Below are 25,135 nucleotides of genomic sequence, written 5' to 3' on the forward strand. Positions count from 1 at the left end.
TCTAAAATGCAAGTGTTAGCATTATTCTTACTAGATTTTCGTTACCCATAATTGCATTTCCTTGTAAATCGTTAATACCTAATTTACCATCTACATGTGTATAAGATGCTTGTATTTTTGCTCCATAACTTCTAGATAAATATTTGCTAACTCCAATAGTATAATAGTTGGGTCTATTGTAAAAAGTAGCATTATTTAAAAAGGAATGTTCGTCTCCAATTAAGTGTGTGTATCTTCCATCAATGGAAAAACCATTTCTGAATAGATAGCCCATTTGAATGTTGTAGGCTTCACCTAGCATCATTCTTCCTCTCACGTAATTTTCTATATCTTGTGCACCATTTACTAAAAAGGTTGTTGATGTAGTTCCGTTATTTCTAACCCTTTGGGTAATGTCTCCGGGAACAGATGCTCTTGAACTTATGTATTCTCCTATTGCAGAAAACCCTCGATATTTAAATAAAAAGTCTATTCCATATTTTGTGTAATCTGGTAATGATTCTTCATCATTAGCATTTAAGTATACTATAGACCCACTTGCTCTTCCTCTTCTACTACTCATGCCATTATTCTGACTTAAGTGAACTCCAACAACTAATTTAGGTGCTCTTTCTCTAACTACATCTGCTTGCCTAAATTGCCCAAAGTTTGTGAATAAACCAAAAGGTAAAAAATCTAATCGTCCACCTACTTTTAAACCTCCTCTGTCACCAGCAAAAACGTTTGCGCCGTCTCCATTTGTTAATACAAAATAAGATTTTAACTGAGAACCTCCACCCGTTCTAAAACGTCCTTCGAGAAATAACCCAAATTCTCTAATACTTGCAAAAGCAGATGTTAAGCGACTTCTTTCAACTAATTGCAAAGCATTAGAGTTCATAAATAGTTCTCTATTGTCTGTAAATGTTGCTCTTTGACCAAATGTTGCTTTAATTCTATTAGTTATTGCATAAGAAACAAAAGCATCTAACAAGTAGTTATTGTCTTCTGTATCAACTTCATTAGCACCTGCCAAATCTACTTGAAAACGATAGCTAAATCTTTGATTTGCTGAGTTTCCTGAGAGCCTTAAACGCAATCTTCGCATTCTAAATCTATTGGCTGTTTCTGTAGTTTCGTTTGTAAAACTTTTAGACTCAAAACTTGGCTGAATATATCCTTGTAATTTAATTGTGCTGCCATTTGCATTTTCAAAATTATAGCCTTCTCCAAAACTGTAACTATACAATTCTGTATTTTGAGCTATTGATGTAAAGCTCAATGATAGAGCTAAAAAAACAATAGTTAGTTTAAAGTTGTTCATCGTTTTATTTTTCATCTTAAGATTCAAAATTTCCTTTTACTATAACTACGCCATCTTTCATCATTTGTTTTCCTTTTGCAAAAACATCAACTAAATTTAAGTCATTATCAAAAACACAGAAATCTGCATCATTATTTACTTTGATGATTCCTTTGTATTTTAAACCTAAATTTTTTGCTGGGTTTGAAGTTACTAGTTTAAATGCTTCCTCTATTGGTAGATTTCCTTTCTTAACTAGTAAAACTGTTTCTTCTAAATTTTTATTAATTAAAGCGCTTTTAGTACCAATTGCATTGCCTTGATCGCTGAACTTTGTTAAACCTGCATGACCATCTGTACTAAAGGTTAAATTTTCTATAGACACACCTTGTTCTAAAGCATATAAAACAGATTTGTAGGGAGCAATGTATTGTGAAGCAGCTGTTGTAATATCTATCATACCTCCTAATTTAGCAAACTCTATTGCTTGATTAAAAAGTGTCTCAGTTCTGCCAACATGTGTTGGAGAGATATGTTCTATTGGAAATTGATGTTTTTGAACCAATTCAAAAAGTAAATCCATTTTGGTATCTAAATCTCCAAGGTGAACATGCAAAATCCCTTTTTTACCTCCAATGAAACCTCCATTTCTAATTTGATTTAATTTTCTTAACAACTCAGTAGCTGTTGGATAAGAAGATCTTATATCACTTATCGCTATTTTACAACCAATGACTTTATCAATAAAAATCATATCAGCTTGTATAGAGTCAGTTATTGTTGGGGTATCTACACCATAATAACCACAAAACATAGATGTTGAAATACCTTCTTGCTCTAGTGCCTTTACCTTACCATACAATGTTCTAATATCTCTAACTGTGCCATCTGTACCTAATAAACTGTTTATAGTGGTTGTACCACAAGCTATCAATTCTGATAGTTGTACTTCTGGTGTCATCGAAGAAAAACTTCTTTTTCCTCCAGCTCCAATTACATGAATGTGTTGATCTATCAGACCAGGAGTAACTGTTTTCCCTTTGGCATCCCAAATATTTGTATTTTTATTAATGTAAGCGTCTAAATTATCTTCAATAGCAACAATTTTTTCACCAACAATAAGAATATCTTTTTTACCTAAAGCTTTAGGTGCATATAAATTTGTATTTTTTAATAGTGTAAACATTTATATATAGTGATATATTAACATTATTATTAATGCTATGGTTAAAGGAATTAAGTTTCTTTTTACTATTTGTAATGTGGTAACCCCTGCAATTTCTGCTGTTGCAATAAGTACTCCAGCTACGGGCGAAACTGTTCTACCCATAGATGCTGATAGTTGCATAGGAAGAATTATTGAGCTACTTTCTATACCTAAAGATTTTGCAATTTTTGGTATTAAAGGCCCAAAAGCAAAAAAGGATGCATTTCCACTTCCCATAAGCATCGAGGCTAAAAAAATCATAATAGTCATTACAATACCAATACCAATTGCGCCAAAACCTGCATTTTCCGCAACAGATATTAGACCATCAATAAAACCTAAACTAATTAATCCTTTTGCAAAAATATCTGCTGTAATAATTAATGTAACTACTGTTTTAAAAATGTTCCCCATTCCGTTCCAAAAAACCTGTAATGAGTTCATTACTTTTTTAATGTTTTTTATTCTAATCAATTCGAAAAGGAGCGCTACAAACAAACTAATGAACATAGCAGTTGTAGTATCTAAGGTGATTGGAATTGGGAAAAAATCAAAAATTTTTGAAAATACAATTAATAGTAGAATTGGAAGTACAGGAATTAAAGCATAAATTACCGGAGTTTTAATTTCTACTTTTTCTTCTTTCTCTCCTTCAGCTTCTTTTACTTTTATAACAACCTCAACTTTCTTTAATTTTTCTTTCTCTTTTTTATCAAAGTATTTATTAACAAAGTAATAGCTTATCATCATTGATAAGCTTAAAGGTAAAACCAGAGGAATTTGATAATCTAAAAAGAAAACAATGGTATCTATATTTGTTATTGTAGTTGCACTAGCTGTTATTGCTGATGCAGGGCCAATACCAAATGCTGTAGCTGCTGTTATTACAGAAACTGCTGATAATTTACTAACACCTAAATTTACTAAAATTGGAAATAATGAAGCCATTAAAAGTAAGCCTAAACCTGCTGCAGATGGAATTGCCGTAAACAAAACTTGGCCAATTGGTATAACCATAGATGCTGCTATATATGGATATTTTTTAAATAATTTTAAAGGTTTCATCGCTACTTGGACAAGCTTTTTAGAAGCTCCTATTTTATCTATATAAGCAACAAAACCTCCTATTGACATAATCATTAAGCCAACACCTGCATTCGTTTTTGAAAACGATTCTTTGATGTATCTAAACAAATTGAAACCAGCAAAACCTGTATCATTTTTTAATGCTGGTAAATTATAATTCAATAGCTGAGCTATTACCAGCATTAACAATCCTGCAACCAATAAAACAGCATGAGGATTGTGTTTTTTTAGTAAAAGTCTTGCAACAATTACTATAAAAAATAACGATATAAAAATGCCTAAATAAGTGCTCAAATTAAATTTTTAGAAATTAAAATGATGATCCGTCTAATTTTGTTCCTGGTGAAAACAACGCTCTATTTGTAGCGTCTATTCTTGAATGTTGCTCAAAACTGCCAGTTAAATCTGGGTTTCTTGTATAAGATTCATCTGGATTATTAGAAAGGGGTTCCACATCAAAAGTTAAAATTACGTTTCCAGAGGTGTCTTTTATGGTCATAAAGTCTCCTGAATTTGACATGTTTAATAAACCTTCTGAAGCTGTTTGAACAACTGCACCATCAAAACTCCCTGTTGGTGTACCGCCTCCAAAGACTATTAACACACCATTTCTAGGAACAATAGAACCTTCGGGAAAAGTGTGTCTTAATCTGCTAGCATCTTCTATGGTGTAACCAGAAATATCTAATTGATTTCCTGAATTAAAGAACTCAATAAATTCATCTTCATTTGCGTCTCTTGTTCCATCTCCATTTGCGTCACCTGCACTACCTGAAGCAGGGTCATACAACACTTCATTTATTAAAAACCCTAAAAAAGGACATCCATTATTATTTACATCTCCAGGAGTATTTGGGCAGTTGTCATTTGCGTCCAAAACTCCGTCATTATCTGTATCTGAATCATCATCTTGTAAAGAAATGGTAATCTCATTCATACCCAATACTAAAAACCCAGAAGTATTCTCAATATTTATAATTATTGTTTCTGGGCCTTCTATCTCTTGATCTTGGATACTTGAAATTGTTAAAGTACCTGTATTTCTTCCTGAAGAAATCGAAATTGATGAAGATGTTGATGTATAATCTGAGGCAGATGCTGTACCTGTAAATGTAACCGGAATTGTTATATTTTCGGTAGCACTACTATTTAGAGTGGCTGTTAAAACAACAGATTGCGAATTTTCACCCAAATTAACAGCATCTACTGTAAGTTCTACTGCCGGTAGAATATCATCTGTTTCGCAAGAAACCAAGAATAAACTCACTAAAAATAAGGCAATAAAACTCTTATATAAAAATTTTGAAATATTCATTTTCGTATTGATTTAATTTTCTAAATAAGTGTAAACTGATGCTATTTACTACCTAATTAACAGCTTTTTAGTAATTGACGAATTTGCTTGAGATACTTTAATTAAATAAACACCTGTTGCCAAATTTTCAATATTTAGCTGATTATTATTGAATTCACTTTTCACTTTTTTTCCTAAAACATTAAATACACTTACATCTAATTTTTCATTTGAATTAGATTGTATGGCAACAAAACTCTCAAACTTAGAAACTGGATTTGGAAAAATATTAAAACTACTTTGTGTAAATTTATCGATATCTAAAACAGACCCATCAATTTTTAAACCTGGTGAAAAAGCTAAACTTGAATTAGCATCCGTATGCAACACAAAACTACCTGTTAAATCTGGACTTCTAGTTACAGATTGGTTTTGACTATGACTAATACCTGTTGATGAACTGCTATATACTAGAGCAACATCATCGTTTGTATTTGTTATGGTTATTATATCGTCACTATTTGATAAGTTAAGCTCAGGCTCTGTTCCTTCAGAAGCTGTTTGTACAATAGCACCTCCAAAACTTCCTGTTGGTGCACCTCCTCCAAATAAAACTAAAAAGCTATTGGCAGGTATAATTGTTGATGCTGGGAAAATATGTCTTGGTTCATTATTTGTTAAACCATTGGCGTCGTATAATTTATATCCACTTATGTCTAAGGGGTCATTAGAGTTATTATAAAATTCAATAAACTCATCTTGAGCAGAATCTCTTGTTAAATCTCCATTTGCATCACCTTCTACTTCTGTAGTTTGATCATCATCACCTGCAGGATCAAATAAAACTTCATTTATTAATAATGGAATGCAATCTGGGCTTTCTATTGTGGCACTTAAATCGCAAACACCACCATCTGCAGTATCTTTTAAAGTAACTGTAACATCTGTGCCTTCTGCAATTCCAGTAATTTCTATAGTTCCTATTGCTGTTGCCGTTGGGTTATCACCTCCAATAGTTCCAGTAGTTGTTGTTATAACGAATGTTTTACCAATATTTCCACCAGCGAAATCAACAAAAGCAGTGTATGTATCGGCTGTGTCCCCTGCGAGTGCAGTATTACATGAAGTGTTAATGTCTCCTAATGTAGTTGTGCATGTATCTGCTGTTGGTGTCCAACCTGAACCTGATCCTAAAGGATAGGTACCTCCTAAATTATTAAAGAAAGCTTCAAGTCCAGCACCTGCAGGATCTGAACATTTACTTTCTCCATCAAGAGAATTTTTACCACTGTAATCCCAGTGTGTTTCGTCCCAAACTCCAGTATCAGGAATACCAGATTTTCTTGAAACTACAGAATCATCATGCTCCCAAACAGTATCATTATCTGCATCTGTTTCTGTTCTTCCAAACTGGCTTACTATGTTTCCATTCAATACAACTTGATAGCCATCATCGCCATTTGTAGATGAACCCACTACTACTGTATTTGTAGCATCGAAAGTTGTTGAAGGAAACTCTGCTTTCATCAAATCAAGATCTCTTACTAAGTACACAAAAGAATCGGTTATAGTTCCTAATGCTGAAACATCAATTTGATTTTCAGACCAAGATGCTCCATTTTGCATATAATTTACTAAAACCTCTGTAGAAAAATTTACAGTACCATCTACATATAACTCCACAGTTTTTACAAAAGGAGAACTACAATCTGTTTCAATAATTTTTGTAATTGTAACATTTTGTGAAAAAGCGTTAAACGAGATAAATAAAAATAAAAAGTAAAATTTTTTCATGCGAGATAGTTTTTAATGATTAATAAAGTATAAAATTAAACTTAAATAATACCTATTGAAGATACCGGTTTAATAATAATTAGAATACCAGTTATGAATTTACAATTTTTACTAATTTTTTAATTTTCTGTTGAAGTAATTTTGGTCTTACTGATGAGTATCCTAAGATTAATCCTTGTTGTTTTTGATTGCCAATAAAGCACTTAGTTAATGAATGTGAAGTTATTTGAGCTTCTTTTAATTTTTGTATAATTATAGATTCTTCTTTTGCAGATGTGTTTTTATTAAATTTTGCAACCAAATGAAGACTATCAAAATTTGTATTATGAATGGTCATATTTTTACAATCATTGAATTCTGAGATAAATAATTCTTGCCTTTCTTGAGCAACTTCAATAGTATTTTTAATGTGTTTGTATAAATAATTTTTTTCTATAAATTGATTCATAACTACCTGAATTGAAGGGGCAACAAATCGATGCGAATGTTCTTGTAAAGCCTCAACAGCAGCAATTAAGTACTTAGGCACTATCATATAACCTAACCTAATTGATGGGTGTAATAATCGATTAAAAGTGCCCATATAAATAGTTCTATCTTCTGTATCTAAACTAAAAATACTAGGCGTTTTAATTGAATGATTTGCAACTTCATTTTCATAATCATTTTCTATAATTAATGCTTTATTTATTGACGCCCATTGTAATAATTCCTTTCTACGACTTAAACTCATTTTAATTCCCAAAGGATAATGGTTAGAGGGCGTAACATGCGCTATTTTGGGTTTTAAATGCGATAATTCTTTCATTTTTTTAATATCAATACCATCATTATCTATAGAAATTGGAAGTATATTAGCTTGCGCACTTTTAAAGATTGAATGCACATTAGGAAAAGCAGGGTCTTCTATAACAACATTATCTCCTTTATCGATTAAAACACTCGAAATTAAATATAAAGATTGCAGAGAACCTGAAACAATTACAATTTGTTTGTGATCGCATTTTATATTTCTACTTACATTTAAATAATTACAAATACTTTTTTTTAAAGGATCTATACCTGTAGATCTGGCATAAGATAGTGTAGATGATTTTACATGACGCCAATACGTATTCAATAAGTTTTTCCATTGATTTACAGGAAAAATATCAATGGGTGGTAAACCAGGTCTAAAAGCTAAACTGGCTCCTGGAGATCGATTAATTAAAGATACATTATTTAAAAAAGATTCTCCTTTACTGGATAGTTTTGGATACGCTTCTTTATCATGTAACAAATGTTTTTCTAATTCTTTTTCAGTTAGATTGGTTTTGAAATTTACTCTGTAACCTGAACCTTGTTTAGACACAATTATCTTTTCTAAAAGCAGTAACTCATAAGCTTTTAAAACTGTGGTTCTAGAAATTTTTAATTCTTCTGCTAAAAATCGGGTTGATGGTAATATCCAATTATTAGGCAACTCAATATTTATTATACAACTTTTTATGGCTTTATATAATTGAATATATTTATTCTCTTTCTCATTTTGCTCTTGTTTTTTTAAAGATTTAAGAATTCTCTGTATTGTAAACATATAATTGGTATTCATAATTAAAAATAATTGGTATTGTAAATGTATGTAAATTTGCATTTCCTTTATTAAAATCATTAAAAATGATTCAAAACTATTTTAAAATTTTTTCTATAATTTTTTTATGCTTTTTAATTTCTTGTTCTACACCTGAAGAGGTTTTAGAAACAAATTTAAAGACTAGTACATCAACATTTATAGATATAAATTCTCAAAAAAATATTCCTATTTATTACCATATTCCTGAAAATACCAATAAGAATACGCCAATAGTTATCGTTTTTCATGGTGGCGGAAGAAATGCAAAAGATTATAGAAATGCTATGATTGCTAAAGCAAATGAACATCAATTTATAGTAATTGTACCCGAATTTTCAATCGAAAACTTTCCTGGAGGAGATGGTTATAATTTAGGTAATGTTTATGATGATGGAGATAATCCTTCACCAAATTCTTTAAATCCAGAAACTGAATGGGCGTTTTCTCTTGTAGAACCTATTTTTAGTTTTATGAAAAAAGAGCTCAATAATAAATCAAAAAAGCACCATATTATTGGTCACTCTGCAGGTGCACAATTTGCGCATAGACTTGTAATGTTTACCACTAATACTTCTTCTGATAAAATAGTTGTATCTGCTGCTGGTTGGTATACTGTTCCTAATTTTACTATTGATTTTCCTTACGGGTTTCAAGAAAGTATTTTAGAAAATAGTACACTTAATACCCTTTTTTCAAAAGAGGTTTACATTCAAGTTGGTGAGCTAGATAATAATCCAAACGATGGTGGTTTACGAAGAAATAATTTTGCAGATGCACAAGGTATTAATAGATTTCAAAGAGCCTATCATTTTTATAATGAAGCTAAAGAATTAGCAGCTGAAAATAATATCCCTTTTGATTGGAAAATACAAACCAATATTGGTTTAGATCACGATTATAGCGCAGCCTTAGAAAGTGCATCAGATATACTATTCAAATAAAAAATAAGTAGAAACAAAAAATGGTAAAAAAACGAATAGGATTAATTTTAGGACCAGTATTATTTATAATTATCCTACTTTTTTTTAAACCCGAAGGTTTATCTGCAGAAGCAAAAGCAGTTTTAGCTTGTGCTGCTTGGATTGCTGTTTGGTGGATTACTGAAGCCACCTCAATAGCAATAACTGCATTACTGCCAATTGTATTATTCCCATTAACTGGTGGTTTGCCTTTAAAAGAAGCTACAGCATCTTATGGTCATAAATATATTTTTCTTTTTATCGGTGGTTTTATTTTATCAATAGCCATAGAAAAATGGAATTTACACAACCGTATTGCCCTAAGCATTATAAAAGTAGTAGGCACTAATGTTACGCAAATTATTCTTGGCTTTATGTTAGCTACTGCATTTTTATCTATGTGGATTTCTAATACTGCAACAGCTGTTATGATATTACCTGTAGGAATGGCAATCGTTGCGCAACTAAAAGATAACCCTGATACGATTGAAGATGAAAATTTAATATTTGGAAAAGCGTTAATGCTAGCAATTGCTTATAGCGCTTCAATTGGAGGAATGGCCACTTTAATTGGTACACCCCCAAATTTAGTTTTAGCAGGTGTTGTGCAAGAAACTTATGGTACAGAAATAACTTTTGCCCAATGGTTTTCTTTTGGTTTTCCCATTAGCATCCTTTTTCTTTTTTTATGCTGGCTATATTTAACAAAAATTGCATTTAAGTTTAAGCAAAAAACCTTTCCTGGTGGAAAAAGTGAAATTGATAATCGACTAAAAAAATTAGGAAAAATCTCTTTTGAAGAAAAAACAATTCTTATTGTTTTTATACTAACTGCATTTGCTTGGATAACAAGATCTTTTTTTATCCAACAATTTGTGCCAGCCATAGATGATACAATAATTGCCATAATTTCTGGAATAATTTTGTTTCTTTTACCCACTCAAGAAAAAGGGAAAACAATCTTAACTTGGCAAGACACCATAAACTTACCTTGGGGTATTTTATTACTATTTGGAGGGGGTATGGCTTTAGCATCTGGTTTTGACAAAAGTGGACTTGCAGTTTGGATTGGTGCTCAAATGACTATTTTAGAAACGTTACCACTAATCGTTTTATTATTAATATTAATTGCTTCTGTAAACTTTTTAACAGAAATTACCTCAAACTTAGCTACAACTGCAATGTTGCTTCCAGTTTTAGTTTCTTTGGCTACTCCAATTGGCGTTCATCCTTACTTTCTTTTGGTAGGTGCAACTGTTGCAGCTTCTTGTGCTTTTATGTTACCGGTTGCAACACCACCAAATGCAGTTGTTTTTGGCTCTGGCTTATTAAAAATAGAAGATATGGTTAAAAAAGGAATCTGGTTAAATCTCGTTTCCATAATTCTACTAACACTAATTGTTTATTTTCTGCTACCCTTAATTTGGAACTTAAAATAGTTTCTACTGCATTATAGCTTAATTTATTAAATTCACAGAAATATTTTAAACCCTCTAATAGTGAAAAAATCTTACACATTTTTTTTGAGTATTTCCTTATGGTAATTTGCCTTTTCTTACTTCAATTTTGTCTATCAGATAAATATGAGAATAACTCTAAAGATGAAATAGTACTTTACTTAGGTGCAGATTTATCATATGTAAACGAAATGGGAAATTGTGGTGTTTTATTCAAGAACAAATAAGGAGCTCAAGAAAACGTTTTTGAAATATTTTAAAATGAAGATACAAACTTGGTTAAAGTTCGTCTTTAGCACAATCTAACTTGGACAGCTTATTCAAATTATACAGATGTTGAAAAAACCATAAAAAAGGCAAAAAACTGAAAAATGGAAGTATTGCTAGATTTCCATTATTCTGAATATTGGGCAGATCCAAACAAGCTAGAAATTCCTAAAGCTTGGTTGCCCAAATTCTATAATTTAGAAGTTCTAGAAGATTCAATTTATAATTACACTTTTAAAACACTAGAAAAATTAGAAGTAAAAAACGTTCTTCCAGAAATGATGCAAGTTGGAAACGAAACGAATAGTATGATTTTGCAAAAAGATACAAAACCTGCAGAAATGAATTGGTCTAGAAATGGATATTTGTGAAACTGAGTAATTAAAGCAGTAAGAGATATTTCAACTAAAAAAGTAAAAAATAATCCTTTTCTTTTTCAGTAATTTTCAACAAAAACGGAATTAAATTACAGCGAAAAACATTTAAACAACAAAACTGAAATATTTTTTTGTAAATTACACCATAAATTATAACTAAAATCATTTTTCTATGCCAAACTATACATTACAAATTAACGGAGAAAAAAAGTCGTTCACCGCAGACGAAGACACGCCTTTGTTATGGGTTTTAAGAGACGAATTGAATTTAGTAGGTACAAAATTTGGATGTGGAATTGCACAATGTGGTGCTTGCACAGTTCATATTGATGGAGTGGCAACAAGAAGTTGTCAAATGCAAGTATCTATTTTAAGTGATGAAAACATCACAACAATAGAAGGTCTTTCTGCCGATGGAAAACATCCTATTCAAGAAGCTTGGAAAGAATTGGATGTACCACAATGTGGGTATTGCCAATCTGGTCAAATAATGACAGCTTCTGCTTTTTTATCAGAAAATAAAAATCCTTCGGAAGAAGAAATTAGACAAGCCATGCATGGTAATATTTGCAGATGTGCTTCTTATAATAGGATAGAAAAAGCGGTTAAATTGGCATCAGAAAAAATGTCTTCATAAATAGAGACCTCAAAGTCTTAAAATGAGGAAAACCTTTAAATGATTATTCTTGTATATTTATGAGCAATTTAATTGCGAAACAGGAATCTAAAAATATAAAAAATGAAATCTCAACTCAATACAAATTTAAATAGAAGAAATTTTTTAAAAACCTCATTGTTAGCAGGCGGAGGAATGTTAATTGGCTTTAACTTTTTAACAGCTTGTAAACCAGAAGCGAAAATGCCAGTAGATATTGCAAGTTTAAACTTCAACGATTTTAATGCATTTATAAAAATATCGGATGATGGCTACGTCACTATTTTTTCTCCAAATCCAGAAATTGGTCAAGGTGTAAAAACATCGATGCCAATGATTATTGCAGAAGAATTAGATGTCGATTGGAAGCATGTAACCGTTTCTCAAGGAGCTTTAGATACTAAAAATTATACAAGACAAATTGCAGGAGGAAGTCAATCGATTCGCTCTAGTTGGGATGCTTTAAGACAAACCGGCGCCACAGCAAAACAAATGCTTATCAATGCTGCAGCACAAAAATGGAGTGTAGATGCAAGTACTTGTATGGCATCGAAAGGAATTATTACCAATGCAAATGGAGATTCTTTTGGGTATGGTGATGTGGTAAAAGAAGCTGCCTTGTTAGAAGTTCCGGAAGATGTAAAATTAAAAGAAATAAAAGATTTTAGCATTATTGGCAAAGATGCCATCAATGTAGATATTGATAAAATTGTTACAGGAAAACCACTGTTTGGTTTGGATTATAAAGCAAACGGAATGGTTTATGCTTCGGTTTTAAGACCTCCAGTTTTTGGCCAAGTATTAGAAAGTTTTGATGCTTCTGAAGCCAAAAAAGTAAAAGGAGTTATCGATGTAATCACCATCGGAGAAAAAGTAAGAAATTTTGTAAAGTCAGGTAAAAATAACTGGACGTTTATTATATCTGAAAGTGATAAAGTAGTTGTGGTTGCAGAAAATACTTGGGCGGCCATTAAAGGAAAGAAAGCCCTTAAAGCAACTTGGAAAATGGATACTAAAGCCGAAAGTACGGAGGATCATGATAAGGTTTTAACCGATATTTTAGAAGGTTCAAAATTTAATACTAGAAGAGAAGATGGTGATGTAAATAAAGCATTTGCAAGTGCAGATCAAGTAATTGAAAAAACATATCATTCTCCGTTTTTACCCCACAACTGTATGGAACCCATGAATTTTTATGCGGATGTTACAGCAGAAAAAGTACATTTAGTAGGGCCTGTTCAAACACCAGAATTTGCGGCGCAAGTGGTTTCAGAGCTTTTAGGGCATCCTTTAGAAAAGATTCATTTAGACATGACAAGAATGGGTGGAGGTTTCGGAAGAAGATTGTACGGAGATTTTGTTTATGAAGCGGCAGAAATATCGAATGCCATTCAAAAACCCGTAAAAGTAATCTCTACAAGAGAAGATGATATGACCACAGGTGTTTATAAACCTTCTGTAAAATATAGAATAAAAGCAGCTTTAAAAGATGGGATGGTAACTAGTTATTATATAAAAGAAGCAGCGATGAATGGAAACATGTATGGTTCAATTCCCAATTTTTTCCCTGCAGGATGTATTCCTAATTTTAAAGTAGATACTGCGAGTTATAAAAGTAATGTAACCACCGGAGCCTGGAGAGCACCGTATACCAATTTTTTAGCCTATGCAGAGCAGAGTTTCTTTGATGAATTAGCATCAGCATTAAATGTGGATACCATTCAATTACGTTTAGACTTATTACAAAATGTAAAAGGAACCACAGATAAAAGAATTCAGTATTCTGGTCAGAGAATGGAAGATGTTATTAAATTAGTGAGAGAAAAAGCCCATTGGGGAGAAACTTCAGAGGGCGTATTTCAAGGTTTTTCTGCATATTATAGCCACAATACACATGTTGCAGAAATTGCAGATATTGTTTTAAAAGATGGTTTTCCTGTTATTCAAAAAGTTACCGTTGCCGCAGATTGTGGAATTGTTGTAAACCCAACGGGTGCAAGAAACCAAATTGAGGGTGGTGTTTTAGATGGAATTGGACACGCAATGTACTCTGATTTTTCTTTTAAAAACGGAAAGCCAGAATATCAAAATTTTGATAAATATAGATTGATTAGAATGCAAGAAACACCAAAAGTTGACGTGCATTTTGTACAAAATGAATTATCGCCGACAGGTTTAGGAGAGCCCGGTTTACCGCCCGCTGGAGGTGCAGTTGCCAATGCAATTAACGCAGCTTTAGGAAAACGTCTTTATCGACAACCTTTTGTAAATGGACTCAAAAAAAGCACTGTTTTAGGATAAATTAAATTAGAAAGATCAATTACTCTTTCAGAGTAATTGTCTTTTCTTCTAAAATAAAATCGCCATTTTTGGTAATACCCTCAATATAAAGGGTTATGTCATCATGTTGATTAGTTCTTATATCTAAAGAAAGTTGTCCGTTTTCATCTATTTTGTTAATAGGTAACCAGTCGATAACTCCAAATTTTTTGTAAATAGCATTTTTATAGTTTTCGTATTTAGGAATGTAAAACTTTTTTGGTTTTGTAAACGATACAGGAAATTTAACTTCTTTAACGGTTGGTCTATTATTAGTAAATCTTTTAGGATCTGTTACAATTTTTATGACTCCACCATTACCCCACATAGATTCTGTATCTATATCTATATAATCCACAGTATCTAAGAAATAACCGTATAACATATCAAAAGTAAAAACTTGAAATCCATCTAAAAATATGGCAGGAGCACTATTATCTTTTCGTTTATTATACACCACTAAATATCCAGTTTTCCAATCATCATAGGCACGAAAAGCAGGCCTAAAATCTAAAAAGTTAGCCAAAGTTTGATTTCGATCTAAATCGTTCAGAAAGAATACACGCCCAAAAGTTCTTCCTCTAACACTATCTTTTCTCTTTTTATCTAAATTAACTTTGATTACCACTTCATCTAAAACATCTGTTTTATTTAGTTTTTCAAAATTAGAGAAATCAACAAAGTTCTCAGATGAAAAATAATTTGGAGCTATGGCAACCTCTCCATAAAGATTTTTAATGCTGGGGATTTTGTTTATATTGAACTCAATATGTATGTTTGGTTGCGCTAAATTCCCTTTTCTTCTTACCTTAGAAATATATAATTTTTCATCATCCATAGGAAAGTAATCAGTATGGCTAAAAGATTTTACTTCCTCATCAAACTCAATCATTAAAGGAGGTTTGTTAGATAGGCTATGAATAAAATATTTACTTTTCTTTTTAACTTTTGAAATGTTTACTTTAATAGAAATACCTCTCTCGAATTTATATTTTAAGGTATCGTTTTCAATAAACATATCTTTCCAATCATAACTACTCCAACCTTGCGTAATTAATAGATTGTCGAGTTCTTGTATTTTTCTTTCATTGAAGTCTTTAAAGTAATAATCAGCATTTTCTATAACCCCTTTAACAAAGGGTTGCACTAAAACCTGAGAAATAATATTTGTATTTTTTTTATATGAATTTGTTGTTTTGGGCAAGACAGAAACACTTACGTTATTAAAGCCAATATTTTTCTGCGTAAATTGAAGTGTTGCATTTACTGAATCTTCTTCCTTTTTTAGAAATGTATTAGTGCTTTTTATAATATTTAATTTATGATAATTAAAAAATAGTCTTTCTGCAATGGGATTTTCTTGCTCATTAAAAAGCGTAAAGACAGTAATGCCTCTTGGTAAGTTTTTAAAGGGAATTTTAGTAGTTAGAACGCTTTTATTTTTGAAATCAATATCTATTGTATTGAGCTCTTTACCATTGTGAAAAGTTAACGAATATCTCTTGTTTAGTTTAGAACTATTATTTGTTTTAACGGATATAAGGGCGTTTTCCTTGTTTCTTGATACTTTTAAAAGAACACCTTTTTTTTGAATAGGTTCAGTAATGTTTACCGTTATCAATTTGTTTCTGTTGTTTATTTCGGCTTTGTATGTGTTCAGGTAATTTGGAATAAATGAAAACCGTCCAATACCATTTTGATTTACTTGAAAAGAGGTGATAAAGTTATCCTTATCATCTAAAATACGTCCTTTGAGGTTGGCAACGCCAAGGCCAAGAGTATCTTTAATGACAACACCAACTGTATTTACAACACCATCTAATAAATGACCACTTTCAGGTAAAAACTGGGCATCGATAGAAAAATCTTTGACTACTTTTTTTGAATAATATATAGACTCCGAGTCAATAACTTTGAATTTATCCGAAAAAAAGTTTTTTTGAGAAAAATTTCGCATCCAATTTGTATAAGATGTAAACGTATAGGATCCGCTTTTTATAGAATCTGTGATCATAAAATAACCATCTACAATCCCTTTTTCTACTTTAAAAAGTTTAGATTCCACAATATTTTTATGCTCATCTGTGATAGTGCAATACAGATTATTGGTTTCATTAGAAAGCTTTTTAGTGTTCTTGTCAAAAACGTAGGCTGTAAATGCTAGCATTTCTCCTTTAACATATATAGACTTGTTTAAATGCGCATAAACAACTTCTTGGTACACATTATTTCTAGCAGAGAATAAAGAATCGATCTTTTTTTCCTTTGATTGTCCTGATGCAGAAAAATTAAAAACACAGAATAGAAGTAGTAGTAGGTAGAATTTTTTCATAGAATAAGTTGAGGTTTTATTATTTTACTAAAAATTATGCTAAATATAAAATATGATTTCAGATTCATAATTATTTCAGATTGATGTTTTTTAAATTTTTAGGTCTATCTCACTATTTTTATCAATTTTATTAAAAGTATTTTATCGCCAACAGGTTTAGGAGAACCAGGTTTACCAATCGAAGGAGGCGCAGTTGAAAATGCAATCAATGCGGCTTTAGGAATATAGCTAACCTTTTGGTAACAAACTCAAAAAAGTACTGTTTTAGTATAGGTAGTTTTTCTTTGATCTTAAGCAAAATTTCTGATAATATTAGGCGTATATAAAGTCAGCAAATGCATCAGGATTTGCAAACAACGCAAAGGCTAATTTTGAAGAGGTAACAGACGCTTCAATAAATTTTTCAGAGTCAGCCAATTTATTTACTTGGTTGCACCAGTTTGTCCATGATGTTTTTAAATGATCACTATCAGAACCTTTATAGAATTCTGCACTCGGAGTTTTCCAATGAATTCTGTGTTTTTTAATTTGATTTGCAATAATATTACCACCTAATTCAGAACCTTTTATTACATAAATTAAGCCTAGTAAATTGGGCAAGGACTTGAATAAATTTTCATCTTTTAAACAAAAATTTTGATAAAAATCAGTAAAATTTAAATTTAACAAGTCTTTTTTTAAGTCGTCTACCCTATTTTTAGGTAGTAAATTCTCTGAAGGAATTAAGAGTTTCTTTTCTGTAAGAATGTAATTTACCAAACAATGCGCTTTGTATAAATGAAATAAATGCTTCGTATAAGAATCTAAAGAATACTGCTCAGAAAACATGGCTTTCGCATTCATAACACCTTCTGTGTGGGTGTGTTCTTTTCTTGTTTCTTTTCGTAAAGTTTCAGAAAGTGAAATTTCTTGGATCATATTTAATGTTCTTTTGATGCTATCATTTTACTAAAATTATCTACTTCAAAAGGTTTTGGATAAAAGAAATCAAAACCAGCGTTTAAGCATTTTTTTTTCCAATCATCACCAAAATAATTGGTATGCGCTATAAAAATTGAATTGGTAAGATTTGGATACGTTTTTAATTTTTTCATGACTCCAAATCCATCAATTTCTGGGTCATTTAAATTTAAATCGATTAAGAGGATGTCATAGTTTTCTTTTTTAGCCAATTCAAAGGCTTCTTTTGCAGTTTCTACAGCGTGAACTATATAAACATCACAAGCTAATTCTTCTACAATTAATCGATTTATGTCGTTGTCTTCTGTGTATAGGAGGGTCTTCATTTTAGATTTTTGTTGGTAATAGTACTGTAAATAGCGTACCTATATTTTTTGTACTTTTTGTTTGAATTGTACCCCCTAAAAGGGTAATGTGAGATTTTACAAAAAACAAACCTAAGCCAGAACTTTGGTCGCTTTGCGAGGTTGTTTTTTCTTCAGTATAATAGGGTTCAAAAATTTTGTTAATAGCATCTTCGCTGATCCCGATTCCATTATCTTCAATAGATAAATGAACAAAATTTTCTCCTTTTTTGAGCGCTTTTTTTAGATTAATTTCAATGTGCCCATTATTGGGCGCATATTTAATAGCATTGCTTACTAAATTGGTGAAAATCTGAGTATAAAAGTGTTTGTCTATCAATGCCATTATTGATTTGTTGTGCGCTAGGAAAATTAGATTTTGGGACTTTTTTCTAGCGTCAATTTCTAGTGATGTTAGAATTTCTGAAGTAAGATTAACCAAATCTATGTTTTCTAACACCAATTCTACATCGTCTTTTTCTAGACGTGTAGAAACTAAAATTTTATTTACAGTATCTAACAGTCTATTAGAACTTTTTAAAATAAGATTTACAAAATTTTTTTCGCTTTCTTCGAGTTTATCTCTATGTAATAATACTCTCGTCATGCCTATGACACTTGTTATAGGAGTTCTTACTTCATGAGAAACATTAGACAATATTTTAGCTTTTAAAATGTTTATTTCTTCACTTGCTTTCACGGCAATTTGCAGCTCTTTTTGTTTTTCTTTATTTTCTTTTAATTCCTCTTTTAGTTGAAGATTTAACCTCAACAACTCATCTGATTTTTGTTGTAAAAGCATCTCTAGTTTTCGACTGCTATCTGCTAATAAGCTGTTTTGATTAAAAATGTTTTTGTAAAGTTTAATTTCTTTTTGTACAATGATTTCATACAAATTTTTTGCAAAAATCTTTTGGGATGCAAGCCATGGATTTGATTTGTTTTTTTCTTTTTGAACCCATAAAGCAAAAGAGGCTCTTGGGGTTAAAATAGACGTATTGTTAATCTCTTTAGTAGACATTACCTTATCTGGGTTTCCGGCCCAATGTATAATTTGTTCTTTAGACGCTCTCCAAAAATAAATATAACGTCCTGAATCATGAGACATGGTTAAACATGCGCAGCCAGCAATTTTTTTATTTTTCCATGTAGGAATTGTAGATCGTAAAGAATCAGAAAACTGAAGTTTTTCTTGGCTATTTTTTATTTTATGTAGTTCGTGTAATTGTAAAACTTCTGAATCTGCGGGATATATACCAAAATTAGAAATAGGTTTATGCTCATGCAATACGGTAACTCCACAAACTTGCAACTGCTTAGAAATACCTAGCCAATTATCTACAAAAATATCGCTAAAGTCCCCATCAATATTGTGATAATAAATTTTATCTAAAAGGCTTTTTTGCAATTTTTCATGGTTTCTCAATTCTTTTAATTCTAGTAATTGAATTGTATTTGCTAAATTAGAAGTAATTAATTCAAGTAAAAATCGGGTATTAAAATTTAAATAGTTTTCGCATTCATAGTGATGAAAAATAAGCATGCCCCATAATTTGTTGTCTATAATTATAGATACCGCGTGTGTTGCCGTAACACCCATATTTTTTAAATATTGCAGGTGTACAGGGCTAACACTTCTATATACAGCGTAACTTAAATCTAACTCGTTTGTTGCATTATTTAAACTTTCAATACCAATTCCTTCATCATCGATACTTTTAATAGATCTACTTAAATTTGTTAAATACAATCTTCTTGCTTGCTTAGGAATATCAGAAGCAGGATATTTTAATCCTAAAAAAGAATCAAGTTTAAAAGTTTTTTTTTCGGCAATTACTTCGCCATCTCCTTCTTTGTCAAATTGATAAATCATTGTTCTATCAAAATTTGTAAAATCTTGCAAAAGGTCAACGGTTGTTGAAAATAGATCATCTAAAGAATCGTATTCTTTTAAATTTTTACTGATTACTTTAAATTTATCAAAGTTTTGAAATTTGGAATGATGCTCATTTTGTTCTTCTAATTCTATATTGATATAATTACCTGAGTTAGAGAAAAAGAGCAGAAATATTCTATTATTCAAGGTTACTTCATTGGAAAATAAAACGTTAGAGAAGTCTTGTGTTTTTAATGATTCAAAATACGTTATAACCTTTTCATCAAAGAAATCTTGTATCTCTTTTTGCGGAGAAATCAACTCTTCACCAAAAAAAGAACGGCTATTTTTACTTGCATAATTTAATCTATTCGTTGTTTTGCTAAAAGAAAGCAGAAACCCGTGAGATTGAATTTTACCCAATAAGTGAATGGTTTCATCATCACATTGTGAAAGAATTGATTTATCAAATTTCAAAAGCTATGTTTTTTGGAGTCGATTATTAATTGTTAATCTGTGAACGAGATTAAATTTTAATAAATATAATAAATTTTGGTTATTTATTACACATGAAACCAAAGTTTATAAAGATAATTTAAAAGATAAGACAGAAAAACTTAGCATAAAAAAATTTGTTTAAGAGGCTTTAAAAGTAAATTTCTTGCGCCAGTCGAAAGGTATTGGCATGGGCGTCTACAATAATGTTTACATCTTTAGAATACCCGCCACCCATAGAACACATAACAGGAATTTTTAAGTCAAAACAAGTTTGTAAAACAAATCTGTCTCGTTCTTTACATCCGTTAATTGTTAAAGAAAGTTTCCCTAGTTTATCGGTTTCGATGACATCTACACCACATAGGTAGTAAATAAAATCTGGTTTTTCTTGAAGAATGAGTTTTGGTAAAACATCTTTTAAGATTGATAAATATTCGACGTCTTTCGAGTTGTTTTCTAAGGCAATATCTAAGTCAGATTGTTCTTTTACAAACGGATAATTACTTTTTCCATGCATAGAAAAAGTAAAGACAGAGGTGTCATTTTTAAAAATTTCAGCAGTGCCGTTTCCTTGATGAACATCTAAATCGACTATTAAAATTTTGTTGGCTAAACCTTTATTTTGAATATATTTTGCCCCAATAGCTTGGTCATTTAACATACAGAAGGCTTCACCTCGATTCGAAAAAGCATGATGTGTGCCGCCAGCAATATTCATGGCGATTCCGTTTTTTAGAGCAAATTCAGAGGCTTTCATCGTTCCGTCAGCGATGATCATTTCGCGTTCTATTAAAACTTCAGATAAAGGAAACCCTATTTTTCTGGCTGCTTTTTGTGATAAAGTAATGTTTAATAAATCAAAAAAATATTCAGGATCATGAACTGTAAAAAAGTGTTTGTTATTAGGGATTTCTGGTTCAAAGAAATTGTCTTGATTACAAGTACCTTCATATAATAACTGTTGTGGTAAAAGGTCATATTTTTCCATCGGAAAACGATGCCCTTCTTTTAAGGGGTGTTTGTAAATAGGGTGATAGGCTATTTTTAACATTTTTTATATTTCACGACCAATGCGCACATTATTTTTCAAAATAACCATCAATACCTTTTAAAGTGAGATGAACTCTTAGGAAAATAACGCTTTTATTTGGTTTTTGTCGAATGATTTTTTCATAGTATCAACTTTAATAATACTATCTGATACTTGTATTTTATTTTCTTGTAAATCAACAATTTTTTCTTCTATGGTGTCTTTACAAATCATTCTATATGCCATTACTTTTTTGGTTTGTCCTATTCTATAACAACGATCTATTGCCTGATTTTCTACAGCAGGATTCCACCAAGGATCTACTAAAAATACATATTCAGCGGCTGTTAAATTTAACCCAACACCACCAGCTTTTAAGCTAATTAAAAACACTTTTATTGATTCGTTTTCTTGAAAATTCTTTACATTTTCTTCTCGCTTTCTCGTTTTACCATCTAAATATTCATATTGAATATTTTCACTTTCTAAACGCTCCTTAATTAAATGTAACATTGTAGTAAATTGAGAAAAAACCAACACTTTGTTATTTGTTGTTTTGGTTTTAATATTTTCTAACAATATGTCTAATTTTATAGAAGCACTTCCATAATCTTCATCATCATTTAATAATGCTGGTGAGTTACAAATTTGCCTTAGCTTAGTTAACCCTTCTAATACATATATTTGAGATTTTTCAGCGCCATTTTCATCAATTTTATCTAATAAATACGTTCTAAATTTTTCTTTAAAGGCATCATACACTTTACGTTGTTCTTTCCCCATTTCGCAGTATAAAACATTCTCTGTTTTTTCTGGTAAATCTGTAGCAACTTGTAGTTTTGTTCTTCTTAACAAAAACGGATGAATAATTTGGTGTAATAACTCCGAGGCATTTTCGTTTTTAGCTTTGTCTATAGCATCCGAAAATTCTGTTTTAAAATGTGCCATTGTGCCTAATAAACCAGGATTTAAAAAGTTCATTTGTGCATATAAATCAAATGTATTATTTTCTATTGGTGTACCCGTTAATGCTAATCTGTTATTAGATTTTAACAAACGAACTGCTTTATATCTTTTAGAATTTGGGTTTTTTATCGCTTGACTTTCATCTAAAATTATATATTCAAAATCTATTTCTTTTAACAAAGTAACATCATTTAAAACAGAGCCATAAGTGGTTAAAATAACATCGTATTTTTTAAAATTTACAAGGTGTTTTTGTCTTTCAGAACCTATGTATAATAAGGTTTTTAAAGAGGGACAGAATTTTTCGATTTCCTTTTCCCAATTAAACATTAATGAAGTAGGAGCAACTATTAAACATGGGTTTTTTGCTTTTTTATTAGCTTTTAAGTAGGCTAATAAGGCGATAGTTTGTAGCGTTTTACCCAAACCCATGTCATCTGCTAAACAACCTCCTAACTTGTTATCAAACAAAAACACCAACCAATTTAAACCTTCTTTTTGATAGGGGCGTAAAGTTGCTTTTACTGTTCTAGGCAATTTTACTGAGGTAATATTTTTTAAATTTTGTAATTGTATTTTCTTGCGTTGTAAATCAAGTAAAAATTCTGGTGTATTTTCTAGATCTTCAAATAATTCATCAATAATATTAAATTGATAGTTAGATATTTTTATAGCATCGTTTTTAACCTCACCTACTTTAAAGTATTTTGAAAATTTATCCAACCACTTTTTAGGTAACATTCCTAAAGTACCATCTTTTAACTGAATGTATTTGCTCTTTTTTAATAACGCTTTTTTAATATCTTTTAACGATACTTTTTCTTTACCGTATTTAATTTCAACAGCAACATCAAACCAGTCTATGCTAGATTTTACACCCATAGAAACTATGGGTTTATGCAAATTAAATTTGAATGATTTTAAATCTTTTGCCCCAAAAATTGCAATGTTTTTATCTTTTAGTTTTTGTGATGTTTTTAAAAGCCACTCGTCTTCTACTAGTTGGTAGGGAGATAAATAAAACACATCATCTTGAAATTGAAAATCTGGGTGTAAATCTTGAAATTCTTCTACAAAATCACTTTCAAAAACTTCATCTCTTTTAACAAACTGTTTTGTTTGTTCATCATAAAATTTTTCGTGACTGTTTGTTAAAATAAGTGTGTTGTTGTATTGAACTCCTGTTTTAAAAACAACATAATCGCCTTCAAAATCAGACACATAAACCTGTTTTTTTAGTTCGGTTTCTTTGGGTAATTTTTGGATCTTAAAAATTTTAGTTTCTACTACAAAATGTTTTGAAAGTGGCAGAATAACTTCTTTATGAAGTGTTTCGTACTTATTTTTAAGGAAATTCATTTCACTTTGGTAACCAAAACGTTGCAAATACAAAAAGTCTTTTGGCGAATTAAAAAAATAAACAACATTTTCTTTGATGCAAAAAAAAGGAGATATTAAAATTTGCTTAGAAGTTGGTGCATACCCTTTTCCTTGAATTTTTATCTTTGGTTTTAACGTATAAAAATCCGTGTTTTTTGTTAAAGTAAAATATAGATTTGCTTTTTCATCAGAAAATGAAAGTTTTTCTATATTTTTTCTTATTAAGGAAGTACTCGCTATTTTTTTAAGGAAAAAAGAATGTGCATCAGCATTACTAAGAATAAACTCATTAAGTTTAAAATATGTTTTTCTAAATTCCTTTATGGATGATTTTTGATTGAATATCCTATTGGTATTTTTAATTACTAATCCATTTATGATAATTTGTTTTTCCTTTTCTGAATAATTTACAATTTTTGATATGATATCGAAATTAATTAATTCTTTAAACGAAGAGATAAGTTCTGTTGTGTTTTTTCTGTACTTGCCACTAAATATAATAAAATCTAAAAAGTTTATATTTTGTTCTTTATACAATTCGAAACAAAAACCTAAGCCATAAGTTGCAACTTTATTTTCATCATTTTTATCTTCTAAAATGGTAAGAGAATTATGTAATTTATCATTTAACCCTTTTAATACTTGCTCAGAAAAAACATGTGTAGAAGGAAAAAGGTTTTTAATTTTTTCTTCTACTACGATTCCTTTTTTGTTAAATTTAAATTCAAAATATTTCTGATAGTCATCTTCTAGCGTAAGTCCGTAATCTTTTAAAAACTCCGTTTTATGATTTTCTAAATAATTGGGATTAAAAAAATCTTCATTAAAATTTTCTTTTATTATTTCTAAACTGGCTAAAATATGATGGCAATACCCTTTCTTAGTAGGTTTACAAGAACACTTTACATTTAATATTTTTTTATCCGGATTATATGTAATTTCTTGTTGGGTAAAGGGCCAATCTCTATGAAGTGTTTTTACTTTATTTTCACTTACCTCTTCAATAACAGATAGATAACTACTAATATGCCTACTTATAGATTTCGCTAAATTTTCAATTAATTGATTAGTGATGCGATGGTTTTCGAGATATATTTCTGATGGATTTTGTTTTCTTGAAATTTGATTACCAAATAAATCTTTTTGAATTACAATAGTTTTTTTTTCTTCAATTATATAATTTAATGCCGCTACTTCATGCTTGCAAAGATTTCCATAATCATAAGGACAAGAGCAACTTGTAACAATTTTATCACCAATAGAAACATCTATATTATAAGGTTTCATTTCAGATCCCCAGTAGGAAAATAAGAATGTATTTCCGTCTTCAATTTCTAAATTTACAAATACAGAATTTGCTCGCTTTTGTATGTTAAAAGTTGAGTATTCGTTAATGTATTTTTTTAGTTGATCAATAATTTGTTCTATCATAGAGAACCC

At 30.5% G+C, this 25,135-nt stretch carries 17 protein-coding genes; 5 read left to right on the forward strand and 12 right to left on the reverse strand.

Annotated features, from left to right (window positions below; genetic code table 11):
* Window position 1: 1 nt before the first annotated feature.
* From K8354_RS16770 to pdxR, 6 genes are all read right to left on the reverse strand, one after another.
* Window positions 2–1,318 carry a porin gene (locus K8354_RS16770; protein WP_223443424.1) on the reverse strand — a complete coding sequence of 439 codons (1,317 nt, stop codon included), beginning with the start codon at window positions 1,316–1,318 and terminating at the stop codon, window positions 2–4.
* A gap of 1 nt (window position 1,319) precedes the next feature.
* A complete protein-coding gene (gene iadA / locus K8354_RS16775; RefSeq protein WP_223443427.1) occupies window positions 1,320–2,468 on the reverse strand; it encodes a beta-aspartyl-peptidase in 1,149 nt (382 codons plus the stop codon).
* Window positions 2,469–3,869: a C4-dicarboxylate transporter DcuC gene (gene dcuC / locus K8354_RS16780; RefSeq protein ID WP_223443442.1), complete on the reverse strand. Its 1,401-nt coding sequence runs from the start codon at window positions 3,867–3,869 to the stop codon at window positions 2,469–2,471.
* A 16-nt stretch (window positions 3,870–3,885) separates the two neighbouring features.
* Entirely contained in the window at window positions 3,886–4,890 is a 1,005-nt protein-coding gene (locus tag K8354_RS16785) for a lamin tail domain-containing protein (protein WP_223443445.1), read from the reverse strand.
* 48 nt (window positions 4,891–4,938) lie between these two features.
* Window positions 4,939–6,663, reverse strand: coding sequence for a T9SS type A sorting domain-containing protein (locus tag K8354_RS16790; protein WP_223443448.1), 1,725 nt, complete (start codon window positions 6,661–6,663; stop codon window positions 4,939–4,941).
* A 91-nt stretch (window positions 6,664–6,754) separates the two neighbouring features.
* Entirely contained in the window at window positions 6,755–8,296 is a 1,542-nt protein-coding gene (gene pdxR / locus K8354_RS16795; protein ID WP_223443452.1) for a MocR-like pyridoxine biosynthesis transcription factor PdxR, read from the reverse strand.
* A 23-nt stretch (window positions 8,297–8,319) separates the two neighbouring features.
* On the opposite strand from pdxR, the gene K8354_RS16800 reads away from it, so the two are divergent.
* The 5 genes from K8354_RS16800 to K8354_RS16820 all read left to right on the forward strand — a co-directional run bounded on the left by K8354_RS16800 (window position 8,320) and on the right by K8354_RS16820 (window position 14,291).
* Window positions 8,320–9,216 carry an alpha/beta hydrolase family protein gene (locus K8354_RS16800; protein ID WP_223443455.1) on the forward strand — a complete coding sequence of 299 codons (897 nt, stop codon included), beginning with the start codon at window positions 8,320–8,322 and terminating at the stop codon, window positions 9,214–9,216.
* Window positions 9,217–9,236: 20 nt separating this feature from the next.
* A complete protein-coding gene (locus tag K8354_RS16805) occupies window positions 9,237–10,673 on the forward strand; it encodes an SLC13 family permease (RefSeq protein WP_223443458.1) in 1,437 nt (478 codons plus the stop codon).
* Window positions 10,674–11,062: 389 nt separating this feature from the next.
* Window positions 11,063–11,329 carry a glycosyl hydrolase 53 family protein gene (locus tag K8354_RS16810; protein WP_223443461.1) on the forward strand — a complete coding sequence of 89 codons (267 nt, stop codon included), beginning with the start codon at window positions 11,063–11,065 and terminating at the stop codon, window positions 11,327–11,329.
* Between the two features lie 178 nt (window positions 11,330–11,507).
* On the forward strand, window positions 11,508–11,972 hold the full coding sequence (locus tag K8354_RS16815) for a (2Fe-2S)-binding protein (RefSeq protein ID WP_223443464.1): 465 nt from the start codon (window positions 11,508–11,510) through the stop codon (window positions 11,970–11,972).
* Between the two features lie 102 nt (window positions 11,973–12,074).
* On the forward strand, window positions 12,075–14,291 hold the full coding sequence (locus K8354_RS16820; RefSeq protein WP_223443479.1) for a xanthine dehydrogenase family protein molybdopterin-binding subunit: 2,217 nt from the start codon (window positions 12,075–12,077) through the stop codon (window positions 14,289–14,291).
* A 19-nt stretch (window positions 14,292–14,310) separates the two neighbouring features.
* Here the strand turns inward: K8354_RS16820 and K8354_RS16825 are convergent, their stop codons facing one another.
* The 6 genes from K8354_RS16825 to K8354_RS16850 form a co-directional block, all read right to left on the reverse strand.
* The gene (locus tag K8354_RS16825; RefSeq protein WP_223443482.1) at window positions 14,311–16,641 is read right to left on the reverse strand and encodes a hypothetical protein; all 2,331 of its coding nucleotides are present in this window, start codon (window positions 16,639–16,641) and stop codon (window positions 14,311–14,313) included.
* Window positions 16,642–16,953: 312 nt separating this feature from the next.
* Window positions 16,954–17,559 carry a biliverdin-producing heme oxygenase gene (locus K8354_RS16830; RefSeq protein ID WP_223443485.1) on the reverse strand — a complete coding sequence of 202 codons (606 nt, stop codon included), beginning with the start codon at window positions 17,557–17,559 and terminating at the stop codon, window positions 16,954–16,956.
* A 2-nt stretch (window positions 17,560–17,561) separates the two neighbouring features.
* Window positions 17,562–17,927 (reverse strand): response regulator, encoded by a 366-nt coding sequence (locus tag K8354_RS16835; RefSeq protein ID WP_223443489.1) that lies wholly within the window; start codon window positions 17,925–17,927, stop codon window positions 17,562–17,564.
* A 1-nt stretch (window position 17,928) separates the two neighbouring features.
* Window positions 17,929–20,298: an ATP-binding protein gene (locus K8354_RS16840; protein ID WP_223443506.1), complete on the reverse strand. Its 2,370-nt coding sequence runs from the start codon at window positions 20,296–20,298 to the stop codon at window positions 17,929–17,931.
* Between the two features lie 169 nt (window positions 20,299–20,467).
* On the reverse strand, window positions 20,468–21,370 hold the full coding sequence (locus K8354_RS16845) for a histone deacetylase family protein (protein WP_223443508.1): 903 nt from the start codon (window positions 21,368–21,370) through the stop codon (window positions 20,468–20,470).
* 75 nt (window positions 21,371–21,445) lie between these two features.
* On the reverse strand, window positions 21,446–25,126 hold the full coding sequence (locus K8354_RS16850; protein ID WP_223443512.1) for a DEAD/DEAH box helicase: 3,681 nt from the start codon (window positions 25,124–25,126) through the stop codon (window positions 21,446–21,448).
* Window positions 25,127–25,135: the final 9 nt, after the last annotated feature.

The sequence above is a fragment of the Polaribacter litorisediminis genome (assembly GCF_019968605.1).
GTDB classification, from domain to species: domain Bacteria; phylum Bacteroidota; class Bacteroidia; order Flavobacteriales; family Flavobacteriaceae; genus Polaribacter; species Polaribacter litorisediminis.

Coding starts and splice junctions, on each gene's coding strand:
- K8354_RS16770 (WP_223443424.1), bottom strand. CDS start 1,318: ATGAAAAATAAAACGATGAACAACTTTAAACTAACTATTGTTTTTTTA.
- iadA (WP_223443427.1), bottom strand. CDS start 2,468: ATGTTTACACTATTAAAAAATACAAATTTATATGCACCTAAAGCTTTA.
- K8354_RS16785 (WP_223443445.1), bottom strand. CDS start 4,890: ATGAATATTTCAAAATTTTTATATAAGAGTTTTATTGCCTTATTTTTA.
- K8354_RS16790 (WP_223443448.1), bottom strand. CDS start 6,663: ATGAAAAAATTTTACTTTTTATTTTTATTTATCTCGTTTAACGCTTTT.
- pdxR (WP_223443452.1), bottom strand. CDS start 8,296: ATGCAAATTTACATACATTTACAATACCAATTATTTTTAATTATGAAT.
- K8354_RS16800 (WP_223443455.1), top strand. CDS start 8,320: ATGATTCAAAACTATTTTAAAATTTTTTCTATAATTTTTTTATGCTTT.
- K8354_RS16805 (WP_223443458.1), top strand. CDS start 9,237: ATGGTAAAAAAACGAATAGGATTAATTTTAGGACCAGTATTATTTATA.
- K8354_RS16810 (WP_223443461.1), top strand. CDS start 11,063: ATGGAAGTATTGCTAGATTTCCATTATTCTGAATATTGGGCAGATCCA.
- K8354_RS16815 (WP_223443464.1), top strand. CDS start 11,508: ATGCCAAACTATACATTACAAATTAACGGAGAAAAAAAGTCGTTCACC.
- K8354_RS16820 (WP_223443479.1), top strand. CDS start 12,075: ATGAAATCTCAACTCAATACAAATTTAAATAGAAGAAATTTTTTAAAA.
- K8354_RS16825 (WP_223443482.1), bottom strand. CDS start 16,641: ATGAAAAAATTCTACCTACTACTACTTCTATTCTGTGTTTTTAATTTT.
- K8354_RS16830 (WP_223443485.1), bottom strand. CDS start 17,559: ATGATCCAAGAAATTTCACTTTCTGAAACTTTACGAAAAGAAACAAGA.
- K8354_RS16835 (WP_223443489.1), bottom strand. CDS start 17,927: ATGAAGACCCTCCTATACACAGAAGACAACGACATAAATCGATTAATT.
- K8354_RS16845 (WP_223443508.1), bottom strand. CDS start 21,370: ATGTTAAAAATAGCCTATCACCCTATTTACAAACACCCCTTAAAAGAA.
- K8354_RS16850 (WP_223443512.1), bottom strand. CDS start 25,126: ATGATAGAACAAATTATTGATCAACTAAAAAAATACATTAACGAATAC.